Genomic DNA, 17,543 nt, shown 5'->3' with positions numbered 1-17,543 from the left:
GGCCGCGATCAGAGTCTTATTTCAAGGACCGGCGAGCGATGGGGAATCGCGACGCTGGGGCTGCAAAACGGGAAACACGCAATGTCCGGTGCCAAACATCATGACTATCATCTGGTAAACCCCAGCGTCTGGCCGTTGATCGGCTCGTTGGCGGCGATGGTGATGTTCTTCGGGCTCGTCATGTACATGCACGACGATTATTTCGGCGGCGTCGGCAAATGGGTGCTTGGCCTTGGCTTCATGGGGGTGATCGCCACCTTCTTCAGCTGGTGGTCGGACGTCATCAACGAAGCCCATGCCGGTGATCACACCCCCGTCGTTCAGCTGCATCTGCGTTACGGCATGATCCTGTTCATCGCATCGGAAGTGATGTTCTTCGTCGGCTGGTTCTGGGCCTGGTTCGACTTCTCGCTGTTCCCGGTGCCGATCGAATATGCCGAGGGCGCGGTGACGTCGATGTTCGGCCAGGAAGGCGCCGAAGCGATCACCATGTGGCCGCCGAAGGGCATCGAAGTGATCGATCCCTTCTCGCTGCCGCTGCTCAACACGCTGATCCTGCTCTGCTCGGGCACCACGATCACCTGGGCGCACCATGCGCTGATCCATGGCGACCGCGAAGGGCTGAAAAAAGGTCTGTGGCTGACCATCATCCTCGGCGTCATCTTCTCGATGATCCAGGCCTATGAATATGCCCATGCGCCCTGGGGTTTCGGACAGAGCAACTATAGCTCGGCCTTCTACATGGCGACCGGCTTCCACGGCTTCCATGTGCTTGTCGGCACGATCTTCCTGATCGTCTGCCTGGTGCGCACCTACAAGGGCCACTTCACCCCGAAGCAGCATTTCGGCTTTGAGGCGGCTGCCTGGTACTGGCACTTCGTCGACGTGGTGTGGCTGTTCCTGTTCATCATCGTCTATGTCTGGGGCGGCTGGGGCGCGCCGGTCGCCGCGCACTAAGTTGCCGGACACCGACTCCATTGCAAAGGGGCAGCCGCCGGTCTGGCGCGCTGCCCTTTTTGGCCTCTGCCCCGAATGCGGGGCAAAGACGCTGTTCGACGGGCCGGTGCAGTTTCAGCCGACGTGCCGTGCCTGCGGGCTCGATTACAGCCGCTACAATGTCGGCGATGGCCCCGCCGCCTTCCTGACCCTGATCATCGGCGCCTTGCTCGTGGCGATCGCGCTGACCCTCGACGCTGCGGTCCAGCCGCCCTTGTGGGTTCATGTCATATTGTGGGTGCCGCTGACCGCTGCCGCGGTGGTTTATGGCCTGCGCATCGCCAAGGGCGCGCTGCTGGCAAGCGAGCATCAGCGGCAGGCGGCCGAGGGGCGCCAGCTGGACAAGCCGCATGACTGATACCGCGACGCCCTCCGCGCGGCGCTGGCCGCTGATCCCGACCATCCTGGTGCTGATCGCGGTGGCGGTGATGATCGGGCTGGGCGTGTGGCAGTTGCAGCGGAAGGCGGAAAAGGAAGCGCTGGTCGCGCTCTATCAGCGCAATATGGCGATGTCGGCGCTCGTCACTTATCCCGAAATGCCGCCGGTGGCCGACAGCTTGCTGTTTCGCAAGAGCAGCGTCGTGTGCCTGGAACCCGTGCGCTGGGATCCGCGCAGCGGCACCGACCTGAAGGGAAGGGCGGGCTTTCGCATGATCGCCGACTGCCGCACCGGCGCCGAAGGGCCGGGGGTGCTGGTCGATGTCGGCATCGGCGATGATTTTACCCCGCCCAAATGGAGCGGTGGGATCGTTCAGGGGACGATTGTTCCCGGCCCAGACCAGCCGACGGTGATGGAGCGTGCCGCCGGCAAGGGGGCGGCTGCGCGCGCCATGCTGATCGCCGACACGCCCGCCGCGGGTTTGCGCGCCAGTGCGGTTCCGTCCGCCGACAACACGCCCAACAACCATCTGGCCTATGCGGTGCAATGGTTCCTGTTCGCCATCGCCGCATTGGCGATCTACGTGCTGGCTGTCCGTCGCCGCTTGCGGCCTTGAAGCTGGCCCGCTAGGCGCTGGGCCGCCATGGAATATATCAGCACCCGCGGCTCCGCGCCGACCCTCGACTTTCGTGCCGCGACCCTTGCCGGTCTTGCCAGCGATGGCGGCCTCTATCTGCCCGCGCGCTGGCCGCAGATGGCGGCGGACGAGATCCGGGCGCTCGCCGGGCTCGACTATGCCGAAACCGCGGTGCGCGTCATGCGCCCGTTCGTCGCAGGCGTCCTGTCCGAAGACGAACTGCGTCAGCTTTGCCGCGCTGCCTATGGCAGCTTCAGCCATGATGCCGTGACCCCGCTCGTCCAGCTCGACCATCGCCACTGGCTGCTCGAGCTGTTCCACGGCCCGACGCTGGCGTTCAAGGACGTCGCGCTGCAACTGCTCGGCCAATTGTTCGAAAAATTCCTGAGCGGCGGTGAAACGAACATCACGATCGTCGGCGCGACGTCGGGCGATACCGGGTCGGCGGCGATCGAGGCGGTCGCCGGGCGCGAGCATATCCAGATATTCATGCTCCATCCCGAGGGCCGGGTCAGCGACGTCCAGCGTCGCCAGATGACGACGGTGCTGGCGCCAAATGTCCATAATATCGCGATCGACGGCAGCTTTGACGATGCGCAAGCGATGGTAAAGCGGCTGTTCGGCGACGAAGAGGCGCGGGCTGAGGTCAATTTGTCGGCGGTGAACAGCATCAACTGGGCGCGCTTGATGGCGCAGATCGTCTATTATTTCTATGCCGCGGTGCGGCTGGGTGCGCCCGACCGCGCCATTGCCTTCTCGGTGCCGACGGGCAATTTCGGCGATGTTTTCGCGGGCTATGTGGCCGCGCAGATGGGATTGCCGGTCGCGCGGCTCGTCGTTGCGACCAACGTCAACGACATCCTCCACCGCGCGCTGACCCGCGGCGACTATAGCGCCGGGACGGTGACGCCGACCGCGACCCCCAGCATGGATATTCAGGTCAGCAGCAATTTCGAACGGCTGCTGTTCGACCTGTCGGGCCGCGACGGCGCCGCGATCACGGCGATGATGCGCGATTTCGATCAGAACCGCGCGATGACCATCCCCGAAGACATGCTGGCGGGCGCCCGCGGGCTGTTTTCGAGTGCGAGCATCGACGGTGACGCGATGGCGCTCGCGCTGCGCTGGGCGCAGGAGCATGGCGGCCAGATCATCGACCCGCACAGCGCGGTTGGCTTGGCCGCCGCGCGCCAGCTCGAATTGGACGCCGACATCCCCGTTGTCACGCTGGCGACCGCGCACCCCGCCAAGTTCCGCGAAGCGGTCGAGCGCGCCACGGGTGTCCGTCCGGCATTGCCCGCCCGCCTCGGCAATCTGTTCGAGCGCGAGGAGCGCTACACCAAGCTCCCCGGCGACTATGACGCGGTCAAGGCCTTCATCCTGGCGGAAGCCGCGCGTGGCTGAGCTGCTCCCCCTCGTTACGCTCGTCGGCGAGGCGTGGGACGATTATGGGCTGATCGACAGCGGAAACGGGCGCAAGCTCGAACGCTATGGCCGCTTTCGATTCATTCGCCCCGAACCGCAGGCGATGTGGGCACCCGCGCTGCCCGACAGCGAGTGGGCAGCGGCGGACGGCGAGTTCATTCCGGCGTCCGACGACGATGGCGGGGGGCGCTGGTATTATAACAAGCCGGTCCCTGCGGAAGGCTGGCCGCTCTCGTGGCGCGAAACGCGCTTTACCGGGTCATGCACCCCGTTCCGGCATCTGGGCTTCTTCCCCGACATGGCGCCGGTATGGGACTGGTTGCGGGCAAAGGTCGCCGATAAGCCCGACCCGGCGTTCCTCAATCTGTTCGGTTACACCGGGGTTGGCAGTCAGGCGCTCGCCGCCGTCGGTGCATCGGTAACGCACGTCGATGCATCGAAAAAGTCGGTCGGGCAGGCGCGCGAGAATGCGGCGCTGGCGGGCATGGCGGACAAGCCGGTCCGCTGGATACTCGACGATGCGGGCAAATTTACCGCGCGCGAGGTGCGGCGCGGCAAACGCTATGACGCGATCCTGCTCGATCCGCCGAAATTCGGTCGCGGCCCGACCGGTGAGCGCTGGCAACTGGAGGAAGGGTTGGCGCCGCTGCTGACCGATTGCCGCCAATTGCTCGACGCCGACAGCCGCGCGCTGTTCCTGACCGTCTATGCCGTGCGCATGTCGGCGCTCGCGATCGGCGAGCTGCTGGCGCAGTTGTTTGCGGACCTCCCCGGCAAGGTCGAATGCGGCGAGCTGGCGGTGCGCGAAGAGACGCGCGGGCTGTTGCTGCCAACCGCCATCTTCGCGCGCTGGAGCCGCTGAGGCCCGACCGGGGCTGAGCCCAAAAAAAAGGCCGCACCAGCTCCGTTATGGAGCTGGTGCGGCCGCTGCGCCCAGTGTCAGAATTTGGCGCGGACGCCGAAGTAGAATTGGCGACCATTGTCGTAGGTCGCGCGCGGCTGCGCCCGGGTGCCCGAATATTGCTCGATCGGCTCGTTGGTCAGGTTGACCGCGTCGAGGGTCAGCGCGATGCCGTCGGTGACGTTGACGCTGACCGACGCATCGAGCGACGACAGGGCGGCCTGATTGAGCGGTGCGGCGCGGTCGATGTCGATGAAGAATTTCGAGCGATAATTGTACGACAGGCGCGCGCTGAGCAGGTCGTTTTCATAATAGCCCGTCAGGTTGAGCGCGTGTTTCGAATTGCCCGGGATCGGGTCGCCATTGTTCGCCTTGGCGTCCGAATAGGTGTAATTCACCACCGCGCCAAAGCCGCCCCAGATCGGGCGCGACACCTGGAATTCGAAGCCCTGGTTGCGGCCGCCGGTCCCGTTGCTGCGGCGGTTGATCTGATAGGGGCAATTGAACAGGTTCGGATTGCCGCCGCCCGCCGCGACGCAGCCTGCGGGCTGCGATCCCGGGACGAAGACCCCGGGCAGGGTTTCGACCGACGTCGCATTCACGATATACGACTGGATATCCTTGTAGAATGCGGCAAGCGCGACGATCGTTTCGCGATCGGGGTACCATTCGACCGACAGGTCATATTGGTTGGCGCGGTAGGGGTCGAGGTTCGGATCGCCGCCGCGTCCGGTGAGCAGGGTGCCGTTGAGATCGACGCCGGGGGTGATGTCGACAAAGTCGGGGCGCGTCACCGTCTTGCCCGCGCCGAAGCGCAGCACCACCTGATCCGACAGGTCGAGCGACAGGTTCGCGCTCGGCAGGACGTCGGTGTAGGAGCGCTTCGCGGTGCTCGGCGTAAAGCCGCCGAACGGGTTGGTGAACTGTGGGTTGGCGCCGCCGATGATGAAGCCTTGCGACGTCTGGTCGGTCGTGATCACACGCAGGCCAACATTCCCGCGCCAGTTGTCGCCGCCGAATTTCGCGAGGCCGTAGCCGCCATAGGCCTTTTCATTGATCGAATAGCTGTTGCCGGGGACGAGGAAGCGATCGGTTCCCGGGGAGGTCTGCGCGGCATAAATCGCCCGCAGCTTGGCCGGGTCGACGCGCCAATAGTCGGTCAGCGTGCCATCAGACGCGATATTGTCGAGGAAGTCGCCGGGCATGCCGCCGCCGGTGGCAAAGCTCGCCGAGGTGCATGGCGCGCCGCTGCAACGCAGGCCGGGGGTGAAGACGCCGCCATTGGTCGCGAAGCGTTCGGCGACGCGATCATGGTCGGTATATTTGACGCCAAATTTCAGCGCGGTCAGCGGACCCCATTCGACCTCCTTCTCGAGGTCGAGGTAAAGATATTTTTCCTCGTCATCGTTGGTCACCGACTGGATGCGCGCGAAGTCGGGGCGGATGCCCGCCGGGTTGAGCGGGCTGGGGCTGCCAAAGCTGACTTCGGGGCGACCGCTGCGCAGGTCATAGGTGAAGCGGCCCGGCCCCGCGAATTCGATGAAATTCTCGTTGCTCGTATCGCCATTCGCCTTGGTCCAGCCCGCCTTGAAATGGACGGTCAGCGTGTCGCTGGGGCGATAGGTCAGGTCGAAGTCGGCCGACACGGTCTTGGCAACTGCCTGACGATCGATCGCGTCATAGACGACGCCAAATCCCTCGGTGCCATTGTTCCGCGACGCGATGGTGCCCGCGACCGCGATGCCGTCCTGCACCACGGCGTTGGTCAGCGTGCCGCCGCCGCCGAGCGCCTGATCGCCCCAGGCGAGATAATTCTGGTTGAAGTTGTCGGCGTTGAAGCGCGAATAAAGCCCGGTGATGTTGATCTCGAGCTCGTCCGAGGGGCGGAACTGGATCCCGATATTGGCGCCATAGCGCTCGCGATTCTGTTCGAACATCGTCGAACCGATCAGCGTGGGAATAAGCGCGGTCTGGCCACCGCCGGCGGGGCGATAGCCAAAGATTTCAAGGCCGTCGCGGCGGGTGCGGCGCTTCTGATAAATGCCGCCGATCAGGACGCCAAAGGTCTCGTCGGCATTTTTCCAGCTGACCAGCCCCGAAACCTGCGGATCGACCTTGCCCGACAAGTCCGAATAGACGCCCTGCAGCGACGCCGAGACGGCGAAGGGTTCGAGGTCGAGCGGGTTGCGGGTGATGACGTTGATCGTGCCGCCAACGCCGCCTTCCTCGACATCGGCCTGCGGGCTCTTATAGACTTCGAGGCGGCCGACGATTTCGGCGGGCAGGGTCAGATAGTTGAAGCTCCGGGTCGAGGCGACCTGATCGAGGATGAACCAGTCGGCGGTGGCGACCGAGTGGCCATTGAGCAGCGTCTTGGTGAGGTTGGGGGCAGTACCGCGCAGCGAGACGCGCTCGCCTTCGCCGAATTCGCGATTGACGACAATACCGGGAACGCGCTGCAGCGCTTCGGCGACGTTCTTGTCGGGGAATTTGCCGATGTCTTCGGCGGTCACGACGTCGGCGATGACCGCCAGGTCGCGCTTGGCGTCGATCGACTGAGCTACCGAGCCGCGAAAGCCCGTGACGACGATTTCATCAGCAGCTGCCGCGTCGGTGCCTTGCGCCGCCGCCGGGGTAATGCAGGTCGCGAACGCGAGAATGCTTGCGGTGGCAAAAAGGCGATTTGATTTCAGCATGTCGATCCTCCCAAAGATCCGTTGGTCTTTATTGGTAATGCATAAGTCATAACAATCCTGCTTATGCTGTCAAGATTGGAGTTATGCGGGGGCGAATGCTTACTGTGGGGCGCAGCGGCGGGGCGCCAATATCAAAATTGGTATTATATTGGACTTGTTAAGATGCGCGCTGCGTGCCGGAGGTGGCCTGCCGACATTGGAACAGGCGGCGGCAGCGGTCCTTGCCCGCCGGTCGCGCCGCCATGCACGAAAATCGCCGCGGATCGTCGCGCTCTGGTGCGCGATGATCCGCGGCGTCCCGCCCCCTTGCGGGAAGCTTGGTTCAGTTGGGTTCGGCGAGTTCGATGCGGTTGCGACCGCCTGCTTTCGCTTTGTACAGGGCGTCGTCGGCGGCCTTGAGCGCGCCGCGCGTTTCGCCATAGCCAAAGACGTCGGCGACCCCGCCCGAGAAGGTAATCTGCCCGAACGGCTCGTCGGTCTTGCGGTTGATCAGGCGGCGTTCGGCCAACCCTTCGCGCGCCTCGTCGAGTCGCTGCGCCGCTTGGGTCGGGGTCAGGCCACGGAACAGCATGACAAATTCCTCGCCGCCATGACGGGCGACGTGACAGCGATCGTCGGAAATGCGCGCCAGCGTGTCGGCGATGGCCTTGATCACGCGGTCACCGGCTTCATGGCCATGAAGATCGTTGACCTTCTTGAACTCGTCGATGTCGCAAAAGGCGACGCTGAGCGGTTCGCAGGCGGCGCGGGCTTCCTTGTAATGACGTTCGAGCAGGATTTCGAATGCGCGGCGGTTGGGCAGGCCGGTCAGGAAATCGAGCTCGGCGTCGCGCTTGGCGCGCTCGAGGCTGCGGCGCAGCGCCTTGGCCTCATCCTCGCTCTTGCGCATATGGTCTTCGGCCTTGCGCGTGCGCTCCAGCATGACCTTGGCAAGATCGGCGAGGCTCGAGACGATCCGCCCGGTTTTCTGGAGCTGTTCCAGATCGTCGACATGCTGTTCGAGTTCGGTGCCGTAATCGCTGGTGACGCTCCGCGCTTCCTTGGCGTGGGCATGAAAGGATTCGAGATTGGTTTCGAGCCGCGTCATCAGGCGGTCGAGATCGGCGTGGTCGGCGGGGGCGCTATTCTGTTCGCTCAGCTCGTTGAGCCATTGCTGCGTGATCCCCTCGGGCGATTGCGACCGCGCGGTAATTTGCCGGGCGAGCGGCGGGTTCATGCCCGAAAAGGCGCCATGCGCGAGCAACAGGTTCGCGGGCGACACGTCGAGGTCGTTGTCGACCAGAAAGGCCATGATCGTACCGATCAGCTGATGCCGCGCCAACTGCGCAAGGTCGCGCGTGCCGCCACCGTCCGGGGGCGCCGGGCGTCCTGCCGCGGGATTGTTTCGCCCCGGGCGAAGTCCCAGCCAATCCAGAAGCCGTCCTACCGGCTCGTTCGATGGGGTTGCTTTGGTGGTCATGCGAGAATTAACGGGCTCGCATCGACGCTTTTAAGCCGATTCTGGAAGGAATTTGCGCTTTGGCGCCGGGTCGATGGACTAGTTCATGCAAACCAGCGTCAAAACAGCAGCTTAGTTATACGCATTTTTCGGCGCCGCCGGCGCGGGGTCATGGGCATCGGTTCCAGCCCGCCCCGCGCACCGCGCGCCCGGGCGTCGCGCCGCTATGGTCGCCATCGCGCAGCACGGCCACGCCGTTGACGAACACGTCGCGCACGCCGACCGAATATTGGTGCGGATCCTCGAAGGTCGAGCGATCGGCGACCTTGGCCGGATCAAAGACAACGATATCGGCAAAATAGCCGGGCTTCAGCGCGCCGCGCTCCCTGATCCCCAGATTGGTCGCGGGCAGGGTGGTGAGGCGGTACACCGCCTGCTCGAGCGAGATCAGCTTTTCGTCGCGGACATAGCGCCCGAGCAGCCGCGCAAAATTTCCATAGGTGCGCGGATGCGCGCCCGATTTCAGGAAGTCGCCCTCGGCCGCCTGCGATGCGCCATCGGACCCGAAGCTCATCCATGGCAGCTGGATCTGCTTGCGGACATTGTCCTCGGACATCAGGAAATAGACGGTGCCGACGCGTGATCCGTCCTCGACCACCAGGTCCATCGCGGTTTCCTCGGGCGATTTGCCGCGCATCGTCGCGACTTCGGCGAGCGTCTTGCCGGTCAGCGGTTTGAGCTTCTCGTTCTTGAAGCCCGAGAGGATCATCTTGTCGGCGCCCGCGCCCAAGTAGAGATTTTCCCAATCGCTGCCGGGCTGCTGCATTTCGGCGGCAACGCGCGCGCGGGTGGCGGGGTCCTTCAGCCGCTCGATCCACGCTTCCAGCCCGCCGGCCTGCACCCAGGTTGGCATCGCGGCGTCGAGCCCGGTCGCGCCGGCGGTATAGGTGTACATGTCGGTGGTGATCCGCTGGCCCGCGGCGCGCGCAGCCTCGATCTTGGCGACGACGGCATCGAGCTTGCCCCAATTGCTGCGTCCCGCCATCTTGAGGTGATAGATTTCGGCAGGTGCGCCCGAGCGCCGCGAAATTTCGATGAGTTCGTCGACGGCTTCCTCCAGCCGGTCGCCTTCGGAACGCATATGGCTGATGTACATGCCGCCGCATTTCGCGGCCTCGCTGGTCAGCGCAACCAGTTCGTCGGTTTCGGCATAGGAGCCGGGGGCGTAGATCAGCGAGCTGCCGACCCCCATCGCGCCTTCGTTCATCGCCTGGCGCACGAGCGCGCGCATCCGGTCGAGCTGCGCCGGGGTCGGATCGACATCGCCTTCGCCGAGCTCGTGGACGCGCACCGTCGCCGCGCCGACGAAGCTTGCGACATTGGTCGAAACGCCGCGTTTTTCCAGATAGCCGAGATAATCGCCGAGGCTGGTCCATTCGATCGGGAATTTGAGGTCGCCCTGACGTTCGATCTCCTGCGCCTTCATTGCCGGGCTGAGCGGCCCCATTGACCAGCCTTCGCCCATCACCTCCAGCGTCACGCCCTGCCGAATGTCGCTTTGGCTTTTGGGATCGACGATCAGCGATTCGGTCGCCCAGCTGAGCATGTTGATGAACCCCGGCGCGACCGCCATGCCGTTGGCCTGCACTTCATTTTTAGCGGTTCCAGAGACCTTGCCGACGGCAACGATCCGGTCGTCCTTGATCGCGACATCGCCGACAACCGGCGGCTGGCCCGATCCGTCGTAGAGCGTGCCGCCGCGGATGATCAGGTCATAGGCAGGCGCCTGAGCGCCAACGGATGCCGACAGCAGCATCGAACTGGCGAGCAGCAGGACCGATGGGACGAAGCGCCGCGACGAGGTCATCAATTTTCTCCGATTGGGATCAGCCGTGCAGGCTCATGAGCGAATCCATCAGCCCGTCGTCGGCGCTCGAACAGACACCGAGCACCAGCGCCTCGTCGAACCCGTCGGCGACGACATAAGCGTGGCCCATCGACGAATCGAGATAGATGCCCTCGCCGGTCTTGAGCGCGACGGGATCGTAAAATTCGGTGTGAATCTCGATCGCGCCCTCGAGCACATAGATGAACTCCTCACCCTGGTGGCGGACCAGCTCGCCGAACTCGCTCGCGCTGTGCGCGCGGATGCGGGTGATGATCGGGATCATCCGTTTCTGGCGCAGGTCGGTGCAGAGGTAATGATAGTCGTAATTGTCGGTCGTGACGCGCACTGCCTGATCGATCGTTCCGACGCTGCGGCGGCCGGTGACGCGCGGAGTGGTGTCGCCCTCATCCTCGGCAAACAGGTCCGACATGCGGATGCTGAGTCGCTGGCTGAGCTGCTGGAGCTTGTCGTAACTGAGCGTCAGCCGGTCATGTTCGACCTTCGACAGCGTCGAGACCGGGATCCCCGATTTCGCGCTCATCTCCTTGAGTGTCCAGCCGTTTCGCGAGCGAATGCTCTTCATCACGGTGCCGAGTGTGGGTGGGGCCGCACGCGCCGCCATCAAAATTTCCATTCCATGTTTGACAATTTTCTAATCAGGATCATTATGTCCCTATTGGGTTAACAGTTGTTGACCCTTGGTAAGGCGTCGCGCCGCTTGCTGCAAGGTCAGACAGGGCGACCCAGACAAAAGGGGAAAGTGATGCGTTTCATCCGCAAGGCGATGATCGGACTGGCGGCGCTCGCCGCGCTGCCGCTGGCGGCACAGGGGCCGCTGCCCGCACCGACGGCGAAGAAAGTCGAAACAGCCGCCGTGGTCAGTCCTGCCACGCCGAAGGCGCCGGTTACGCTTGATGCAGCGGACCTTGAAGCGTGGATGGACGGCTATCTGCCCTATGCGCTCGAACGCGCGCGGATCCCCGGCGCGGTGGTCGTCGTCGTCCGCGGGAACCAGGTCGTGCTGCAAAAAGGCTATGGCTTTGCCGATGTTGCCAAGCGCGCGCCGGTGCTCCCCGAAACGACGATGTTCCGCCCCGGATCGGTGTCGAAACTGCTGACCTGGACCGCGGTGATGCAACAGGTCGAGGCGGGCAAGATCGACCTCGACAAGGATGTGAACGCCTATCTCGATTTCAAGATCCCGCCTTATCAGGGCAAGCCGGTCACGATGCGCAACATCATGACCCACACCCCGGGGTTCGAAGAGTCGGTGCGTCACCTGATCAGCAGCGATCCCAAGGCGGTGATGACGCTGAAGCAGCAGATGCCGCTGGCGCTGCCCGAGCGGGTCTTTGCGCCGGGGACGACCCCCGCTTACTCCAACTATGCGACGGCGCTCGCAGGCTATATCGTCGAGCGCGTCAGCGGCGAGCCGTTCGATAATTATATCGAAAATCACATCTTCAAGCCGCTCGGGATGAATCATTCGACGTTCCGCCAGCCGCTGCCCGCGCGCCTCGCGCCGCATATGGCCAAGGGCTATCCCGACATCACGCAAAAGGCGAAGCCCTTCGAGATCGTGATCCCCGGACCGGCCGGCAGCCTGTCGGCGAGCGGCGCCGACATGGCGAAGTTCATGATCGCGCACCTCAATGACGGCGCTGGGCTGATGTCGGCTGCCACGACCAAGCAGATGCACGATTTCAAGGCGCCTGGTGTCGGCCCGCTCAACAGCATGGCGCTTGGTTTCTACGAGCAATGGGTCAACGGTCGGCGCGCGATCGCGCATGGCGGCGATACGGTCTGGTTCCACTCCTATCTGTGGCTGTTCCCCGAGGATGACATCGGCGTGTATGTGTCGATGAACAGCGCCGGGACGCAGGGCGATGCGGGCGCGATACGCAGCGCGTTGTTCCACAAATTTGCCGATCGCTATCTGCCGGGCGAGGACAAGGCGGGCCAAGTCGATGCCAAGACCGCGAACGAACATGCGCAGATGATGGTCGGCAATTATGTCAGCAGCCGCGGATCGTTCACTAACTTCATGAGCCTGATCGGGCTGCTTGGGCAAGCGACGATTTCGCTTACCGAAGACGGCAAGATCAGCTTCCCCGCATTGGACGGCCTTGGCGCCGGTGCGCGCGACTGGGTCGAGGTCGAACCGTTCGTGTGGCGCGACCGCGGCACCGGCGAACGCCTTGCCGCCGAAGTGCAGGACGGCCGGGTGGTGCGCTTCAGCGTCGATGCCGGATCGCCGTTCATGGTGTTCGAACCGGCCCCGGCGGGCGTCAATGCCGCCTGGCTGACTCCGGCGCTGATCGCGGCGCTCGGCATCGTGCTGCTTGCGGCCTTGGCCTGGCCGGTGCGGGCGCTGGTGCGGCGCAGCTTCAAGGCCGATTTTGCGCTCGAAGGCCAGTCGCGGCGCGCCTACCGCTTGTCGCGCATCTTTGCTTGGCTGGTCCTTGCGTCGCTGGCGGGTTGGCTCGGACTGATCGCGGCCTTCTCCGCCGATATCGGCAGCCTGGGCGGCCCGCTCGACTGGCTGATCCACCTGCTGCGCATCCTGACCCCGGTGGCCTCGTTCGGGCTGTTGGCAACCGCCGGCTGGCACCTGTGGCTGACGATCAAGGACAAGCGCCGCTGGACGATGAAGCTCGGCGCGGTGCTGCTGCTACTCGCGGCGCTGGTGCTGGTGTGGGTGACGCTCGCGTTCAACCTTTATGGCTTTGATATGGTGTATTGATGGCGACGCAAATGACACAGGAACTGACGCTCGACCTTCGGGTCGAGCGGTTTCCCTATCACCAGCCGTTCCGCATTTCGGGGCACGTCTTTACCGAAACCGCGCTGCTTGTCGCCGAGCTTTCCGACGGGACGCACGTCGGCCGCGGCGAGGGGGCGGGGGTCTATTATCTGGGCGACGACATCGACCATATGCTGGCCGAGGCGACGCGGGTGCGCCAGGCAGTCGAGCGCGGTGCGACGCGCGCCGATTTGCAGGCGTTGCTGCCGCCCGGCGGCGCGCGCAATGCGCTCGACTGCGCCTATTGGGATCTGGAAGCAAAGCAGGCGGGGCGGCCGGTGTGGGAACTGGCCGGATTGAAGCCGCCGCGCGCGCTGCCCTCGACTTTGACGCTTGGCGCCGACAGCGCGGGCAACATGGCGAAGGCGGCGCTGGCGATCGATCCGGAGGCGCCGATCAAGGTCAAGCTGACCGGCGACCTCAGCGACGACATCGCCCGGATTGTCGCGATCCGTACCGCGCGCCCGCATGCGTGGATCGGGGTCGATGCCAATCAGGGCTATGACATTGCCACGCTGGCGGAGCTGCTGCCGGTGCTGGTCCAGACCCGCGTCGCACAGCTCGAACAGCCGCTGAAGCGCGGGCGCGAGTCCGATCTGGACGGGCTGAAGCGGCCTTTGCCCTTTGTCGCCGACGAAAGCGCGGTGACGCTCGCCGATACCGCGACGCTGGTCGGCCGCTTCGACGTCGTCAATATCAAGCTCGATAAATGTGGCGGGCTGACCGAGGGGCTGGCGATCGCGCGGCAGGCGCGCAAGCTGGGGCTCGACGTGATGGTCGGCAACATGATGGGCACCAGCCTGTCGATGGCCCCGTCGTTCGTGCTGGGCCAGCTATGCGACATCGTCGACCTCGACGGGCCGACCTTTCTGGCGCGCGACCGAGCGCCCGGCGTCGAGTATCGCGGCGGGATGATCCATTGCCCGGCAGAAATTTGGGGATAGATGACAATTTTATGTCCTAAATGGGTTGACAATTTTCTGATTAGGACAATAGTCGTCATATTGAAATTTAGTTGAGAGGGAGGCTGGAATGACGGGGTCATTCGCAGTAACGCGCCGCGCGGTCATCGCGGGCGCGGTCGGCGCCGCCTTGTCTGCGCCGATGGTGAACCGGGGAAGCTATGCATTCGCCGTCGCACCGGGGCGCGTTTACTCGCGCCGCGCCGTCGACCTCGTCGCGCGGTCGCTCGTCATCGACATGCTGGCGCCGCTCAAGATCACTTTAGCCGAAGATTATGTCGCGCACCGGCTGACCGATGCCGAAGCCGCGGAGTTTCGCGCCAGCGGCATCACCGGCTTTCACAATGCTTACGGGTTGGGCGGCCCCGATGCGAAGAAACAGGCGCTGACCTTTCTGGCGGGGTGGCAGGGTTTTGCCGGGCGCAACAGCCATGTGTTCACGCTGGTCGATGGCGTCGCCGATCTCGATCGTGCGAAGGCCGACAAGAAATGCGCCGTCATCATGGGCATCCAGAATGCCGAGCATTTTGAGAAGATCGAGGATGTCGCGCTGTTCCGCCGCCTTGGCCTGCGCTGCGCGCAGCTGACCTACAACAGCCAGAATATGATCGGATCGGGCAGTACCGAACGGATCGACGGCGGGATCAGCGACTATGGCGCCGCGATCGTCGCCGAAATGGAAAAGCAGCGCATGCTGGTCGACGTCTCGCATTGTGGCGACAAGACGACGCTGGATGCCATAGCGATCGCCAAGGGGCCGATCGCAATCACGCACAGCAATGCGCGCGCCCTGGTCGATCATCCGCGCGTCAAGACCGACGCCGCGATCAAGGCGCTGGCGGCCAAGGGCGGGGTGATGGGCATTACCGGGGTGCGGATGTTCGTGCGCACCACCGACCCGACCAACGTCGGGCATATGGCCGACCATATCGACCATGTCGCGAAGCTGGTCGGGATCGATCATGTCGGCATCGGATCCGACGCCGATCTGCACGGCTATGACGACATGCCACCGCAAGAATATGCGCTGCTCAAGGGCGCGTACAAGGGCAGCTACGCCTTTCGCGACAAGATCGACATCGACGGTTTCGATCATCCTCTGAAGGTCTTTGACCTGACCGAGGAACTGATCCGCCGGGGCTGTTCAAACGACAACATCACTGCCGTGTTGGGAGGCAATTTCCGCCGCCTGCTGGCGCAAGTCTGGGGGTAAGACAATGAACAAGAGAGTTTATTTCGCCGCAAGCATCGCCGCAATGATCGCCGCGATGCCTGCGCAGGCGCAGGAACCGGGCGCCGTCGAGGCGGCGGGCGAAATCGTCGTCACCGCGCAAAAGCGCGTCCAGAATGTCCAGGACGTGCCGATCTCGATCGCCGTCGTGAATGGTGAGGAGCTTCAACAGCAGGGCTCGGCGTCGCTCGTTGACTATGCCGGTTACGTTCCCGGCATGAACGTCAGCAACAGCGGTACGCCCGGTCAGACCACCATCACGCTGCGCGGTGTCGCGCCGCTGAACTCCAGCCAGACCGTCGGCATTTATCTTGACGACGCACCGGTGGGATCGAGCGCGATCTACAACCGCGCTGGCTCGTTCACGATCGACCTGATGCCCTATGATTTGGAACGGATCGAAGTGCTGAAAGGGCCGCAGGGGACGCTCTATGGCGCGAGCTCGATCGGCGGCTTGGTCAAATATGTCACCGTCCAGCCGAACACCAATGCCTTCAGCGTGAAAGCGGGGGCCGAGGGCTTCGCGATCAAGGGCGGCGACGGGCTTGGCTGGGGCGCGCAGGTGATGGTCAATCTGCCGATCGTGGAGGACAAGCTGGCAGTGAGCGGCAGCTTCGCCTGGCGCAGCACCCCGGGCTGGGTCGACAGCGTCAATAATGCCGCGCTGACCGATCAGAATGATTATGAACAGCGCGGCGGCCGCGCGGCGCTGCTGTGGACCCCGACGCCCGAATTCAGCGTGAAGCTGGCCGGGATTTGGCAGTCGCTCGATTCCGACGGCAACGCCCTCTACGCCGCCGACCTGACCGGACAGCGGCTGGGCGATGGACGCTCGTTCAACAATTTTGTCCCCGAATCCTTCGACGTCGACCTCGACTATTATTCGGCAACGCTCGACTATGATTTCGGCGCCGCGACGCTGACCTCGGCGACGACGTACAGCAAGACGCAGAGCGCGCAGGTGCAGGATGCGAGCTATGCCTTTGGCGTGCTGTTCCCGCTGCTGACCGGCGGCGCCGTCCCGCCCGGCATCACGCCGTTCTCGCTCGACCTCGGCCTCAAGAAATGGACGCAGGAACTGCGGCTTGCGTCGCCGAGCGGCGGACGGTTCGAATGGCTGATCGGCGGCTTCTTCACCGATGAAACCACCAGCAATGCACAGCTGGTTCGCTCGTTCGACATGGCAGGCAATCCGATCCCCGGGCTCGATCCGCTGGCGATCGTCGGGCTACCCGCGACATACAAGGAATATGCGATCTTCGGGAACGGCACCTTCAAGCTCAGCGAGCAGTTCGAAATCACCGGCGGCCTGCGCTGGGCGCGCAACAAGCAGACGTTCCGCCAGATCAGCTCGGGGGCGATCGTGCCCCAAGCCGACGATCCCGGCACATCGGCGGAAAGCGTGTTCACCTATTCGATCAGCCCGCAATTCCACATCAATGACGACGCGATGCTCTATGCGCGGCTCGCGACGGGCTATCGTCCCGGCGGACCGAACGTCATCGTTCCGAACGTCCCGCCGACGGTCGATGCCGACCGCATGAAAAACTATGAAGTGGGTTTGAAGGCTGACTTTGCCGACCGCATGGTTTCGGTCGATGTCGCGCTGTTCCTGATGGACTGGACCGACATCCAGGTCGTGCGTTCGTTCGGCGGCGTGTCGGGCGGTGCGAACGGCGGCAAGGCGCGCAGCAAGGGGATCGAGGGCAGCTTTGCGGTGCGTCCATCCCCTGGCCTGACGATCAGCGCGACCGGCAGCTATACCGACGCGGGGTTGAGCGAGGATGTGCCCGAAATCAGCGGCGTCAAGGGCGACCGCCTGCCCGCGGTGCCGAAATTCAGCGGGGCGCTGCGCGCCGATTATGAATTCGAGCTGGGCGGCGGCAACAAGGGCAGCTTTGGCGCCGGCATCCGCCACGCCAGCAACCGGCTGTCGCTGGTCGAAAGCGATCCGCTGGTGGCAAAGGCCAAGGCTTATACCTCGGTCGATCTCAACGCCTCGATCACCGTGGGCGATCACTGGACATTGCGCGCCTATGCCCGCAATCTGCTCGATAATCAGGGTGAGATGGCGCGGTCGACCTTTGCCAACGGGCTCAATCAGCCGAGCTTCCTTGGCATTTCGCCGCTCCAGCCGCGGACCGTCGGCCTCGCGCTCGACCTGGCCTATTGAACGGACTGGAGTTG

At 64.0% G+C, this 17,543-nt stretch carries 13 protein-coding genes; 9 read left to right on the top strand and 4 right to left on the bottom strand.

Annotated elements, in window-relative coordinates; all coding sequences use genetic code 11:
* The first annotated feature begins 81 nt into the window (after positions 1-81).
* From G9408_RS06415 to G9408_RS06395, 5 genes are read left to right on the top strand one after another with little or no spacing between them, the layout of a single operon-like run.
* Positions 82-957 carry a cytochrome c oxidase subunit 3 gene (locus G9408_RS06415; protein WP_120216711.1) on the top strand — a complete coding sequence of 292 codons (876 nt, stop codon included), beginning with the start codon at positions 82-84 and terminating at the stop codon, positions 955-957.
* Position 958: 1 nt separating this feature from the next.
* Positions 959-1,354 carry a DUF983 domain-containing protein gene (locus G9408_RS06410; RefSeq protein ID WP_235957484.1) on the top strand — a complete coding sequence of 132 codons (396 nt, stop codon included), beginning with the start codon at positions 959-961 and terminating at the stop codon, positions 1,352-1,354.
* Positions 1,347-1,991 (top strand): SURF1 family protein, encoded by a 645-nt coding sequence (locus G9408_RS06405; protein WP_168453158.1) that lies wholly within the window; start codon positions 1,347-1,349, stop codon positions 1,989-1,991. The genes G9408_RS06410 and G9408_RS06405 overlap by 8 nt, the downstream gene beginning before the upstream one ends.
* A 27-nt stretch (positions 1,992-2,018) precedes the next feature.
* Positions 2,019-3,416, top strand: a complete 1,398-nt coding sequence (gene thrC / locus G9408_RS06400; protein ID WP_168453157.1) for a threonine synthase — start codon at positions 2,019-2,021, stop codon at positions 3,414-3,416.
* A complete protein-coding gene (locus G9408_RS06395; RefSeq protein WP_328804393.1) occupies positions 3,409-4,299 on the top strand; it encodes a class I SAM-dependent methyltransferase in 891 nt (296 codons plus the stop codon). The genes thrC and G9408_RS06395 overlap by 8 nt, the downstream gene beginning before the upstream one ends.
* Before the next feature lie 77 nt (positions 4,300-4,376).
* On the opposite strand, the gene G9408_RS06390 is transcribed toward G9408_RS06395, so the two are convergent.
* The 4 genes from G9408_RS06390 to G9408_RS06375 all read right to left on the bottom strand — a co-directional run bounded on the left by G9408_RS06390 (position 4,377) and on the right by G9408_RS06375 (position 10,982).
* Positions 4,377-7,034, bottom strand: a complete 2,658-nt coding sequence (locus G9408_RS06390; RefSeq protein ID WP_168453155.1) for a TonB-dependent receptor — start codon at positions 7,032-7,034, stop codon at positions 4,377-4,379.
* A 322-nt stretch (positions 7,035-7,356) separates the two neighbouring features.
* Positions 7,357-8,493: a sensor domain-containing diguanylate cyclase gene (locus tag G9408_RS06385; protein ID WP_168453154.1), complete on the bottom strand. Its 1,137-nt coding sequence runs from the start codon at positions 8,491-8,493 to the stop codon at positions 7,357-7,359.
* 148 nt (positions 8,494-8,641) lie between these two features.
* Entirely contained in the window at positions 8,642-10,339 is a 1,698-nt protein-coding gene (locus G9408_RS06380) for an N-acyl-D-amino-acid deacylase family protein (RefSeq protein ID WP_168453153.1), read from the bottom strand.
* Between the two features lie 19 nt (positions 10,340-10,358).
* Complete coding sequence (locus tag G9408_RS06375; RefSeq protein ID WP_137869277.1) at positions 10,359-10,982, bottom strand: helix-turn-helix domain-containing protein; 624 nt, start codon at positions 10,980-10,982, stop codon at positions 10,359-10,361.
* A 141-nt stretch (positions 10,983-11,123) separates the two neighbouring features.
* On the opposite strand from G9408_RS06375, the gene G9408_RS06370 reads away from it, so the two are divergent.
* From G9408_RS06370 to G9408_RS06355, 4 genes are all read left to right on the top strand, one after another.
* Entirely contained in the window at positions 11,124-13,103 is a 1,980-nt protein-coding gene (locus G9408_RS06370; protein WP_168453152.1) for a serine hydrolase domain-containing protein, read from the top strand.
* The gene (locus G9408_RS06365; protein WP_168453151.1) at positions 13,103-14,107 is read left to right on the top strand and encodes a dipeptide epimerase; all 1,005 of its coding nucleotides are present in this window, start codon (positions 13,103-13,105) and stop codon (positions 14,105-14,107) included. The genes G9408_RS06370 and G9408_RS06365 overlap by 1 nt, the downstream gene beginning before the upstream one ends.
* Positions 14,108-14,195: 88 nt before the next feature.
* Entirely contained in the window at positions 14,196-15,338 is a 1,143-nt protein-coding gene (locus tag G9408_RS06360) for a dipeptidase (RefSeq protein WP_168453150.1), read from the top strand.
* Between the two features lie 4 nt (positions 15,339-15,342).
* Positions 15,343-17,529 (top strand): TonB-dependent receptor, encoded by a 2,187-nt coding sequence (locus G9408_RS06355; protein ID WP_168453149.1) that lies wholly within the window; start codon positions 15,343-15,345, stop codon positions 17,527-17,529.
* Positions 17,530-17,543: the final 14 nt, after the last annotated feature.

The organism is Sphingopyxis microcysteis, from assembly GCF_012274265.1.
Taxonomy (GTDB): domain Bacteria; phylum Pseudomonadota; class Alphaproteobacteria; order Sphingomonadales; family Sphingomonadaceae; genus Sphingopyxis; species Sphingopyxis microcysteis.
This window is presented reverse-complemented; position numbering and strand designations above follow the sequence as displayed.

Excerpts from the sequence above, each read along its gene's own strand:
- G9408_RS06375 (WP_137869277.1), bottom strand. The coding sequence starts at position 10,982 with ATGGCGGCGCGTGCGGCCCCACCCACACTCGGCACCGTGATGAAGAGC.
- G9408_RS06385 (WP_168453154.1), bottom strand. The coding sequence starts at position 8,493 with ATGACCACCAAAGCAACCCCATCGAACGAGCCGGTAGGACGGCTTCTG.
- G9408_RS06380 (WP_168453153.1), bottom strand. The coding sequence starts at position 10,339 with ATGACCTCGTCGCGGCGCTTCGTCCCATCGGTCCTGCTGCTCGCCAGT.
- G9408_RS06370 (WP_168453152.1), top strand. The coding sequence starts at position 11,124 with ATGCGTTTCATCCGCAAGGCGATGATCGGACTGGCGGCGCTCGCCGCG.
- thrC (WP_168453157.1), top strand. The coding sequence starts at position 2,019 with ATGGAATATATCAGCACCCGCGGCTCCGCGCCGACCCTCGACTTTCGT.
- G9408_RS06405 (WP_168453158.1), top strand. The coding sequence starts at position 1,347 with ATGACTGATACCGCGACGCCCTCCGCGCGGCGCTGGCCGCTGATCCCG.
- G9408_RS06415 (WP_120216711.1), top strand. The coding sequence starts at position 82 with ATGTCCGGTGCCAAACATCATGACTATCATCTGGTAAACCCCAGCGTC.
- G9408_RS06355 (WP_168453149.1), top strand. The coding sequence starts at position 15,343 with ATGAACAAGAGAGTTTATTTCGCCGCAAGCATCGCCGCAATGATCGCC.
- G9408_RS06365 (WP_168453151.1), top strand. The coding sequence starts at position 13,103 with ATGGCGACGCAAATGACACAGGAACTGACGCTCGACCTTCGGGTCGAG.
- G9408_RS06360 (WP_168453150.1), top strand. The coding sequence starts at position 14,196 with ATGACGGGGTCATTCGCAGTAACGCGCCGCGCGGTCATCGCGGGCGCG.
- G9408_RS06390 (WP_168453155.1), bottom strand. The coding sequence starts at position 7,034 with ATGCTGAAATCAAATCGCCTTTTTGCCACCGCAAGCATTCTCGCGTTC.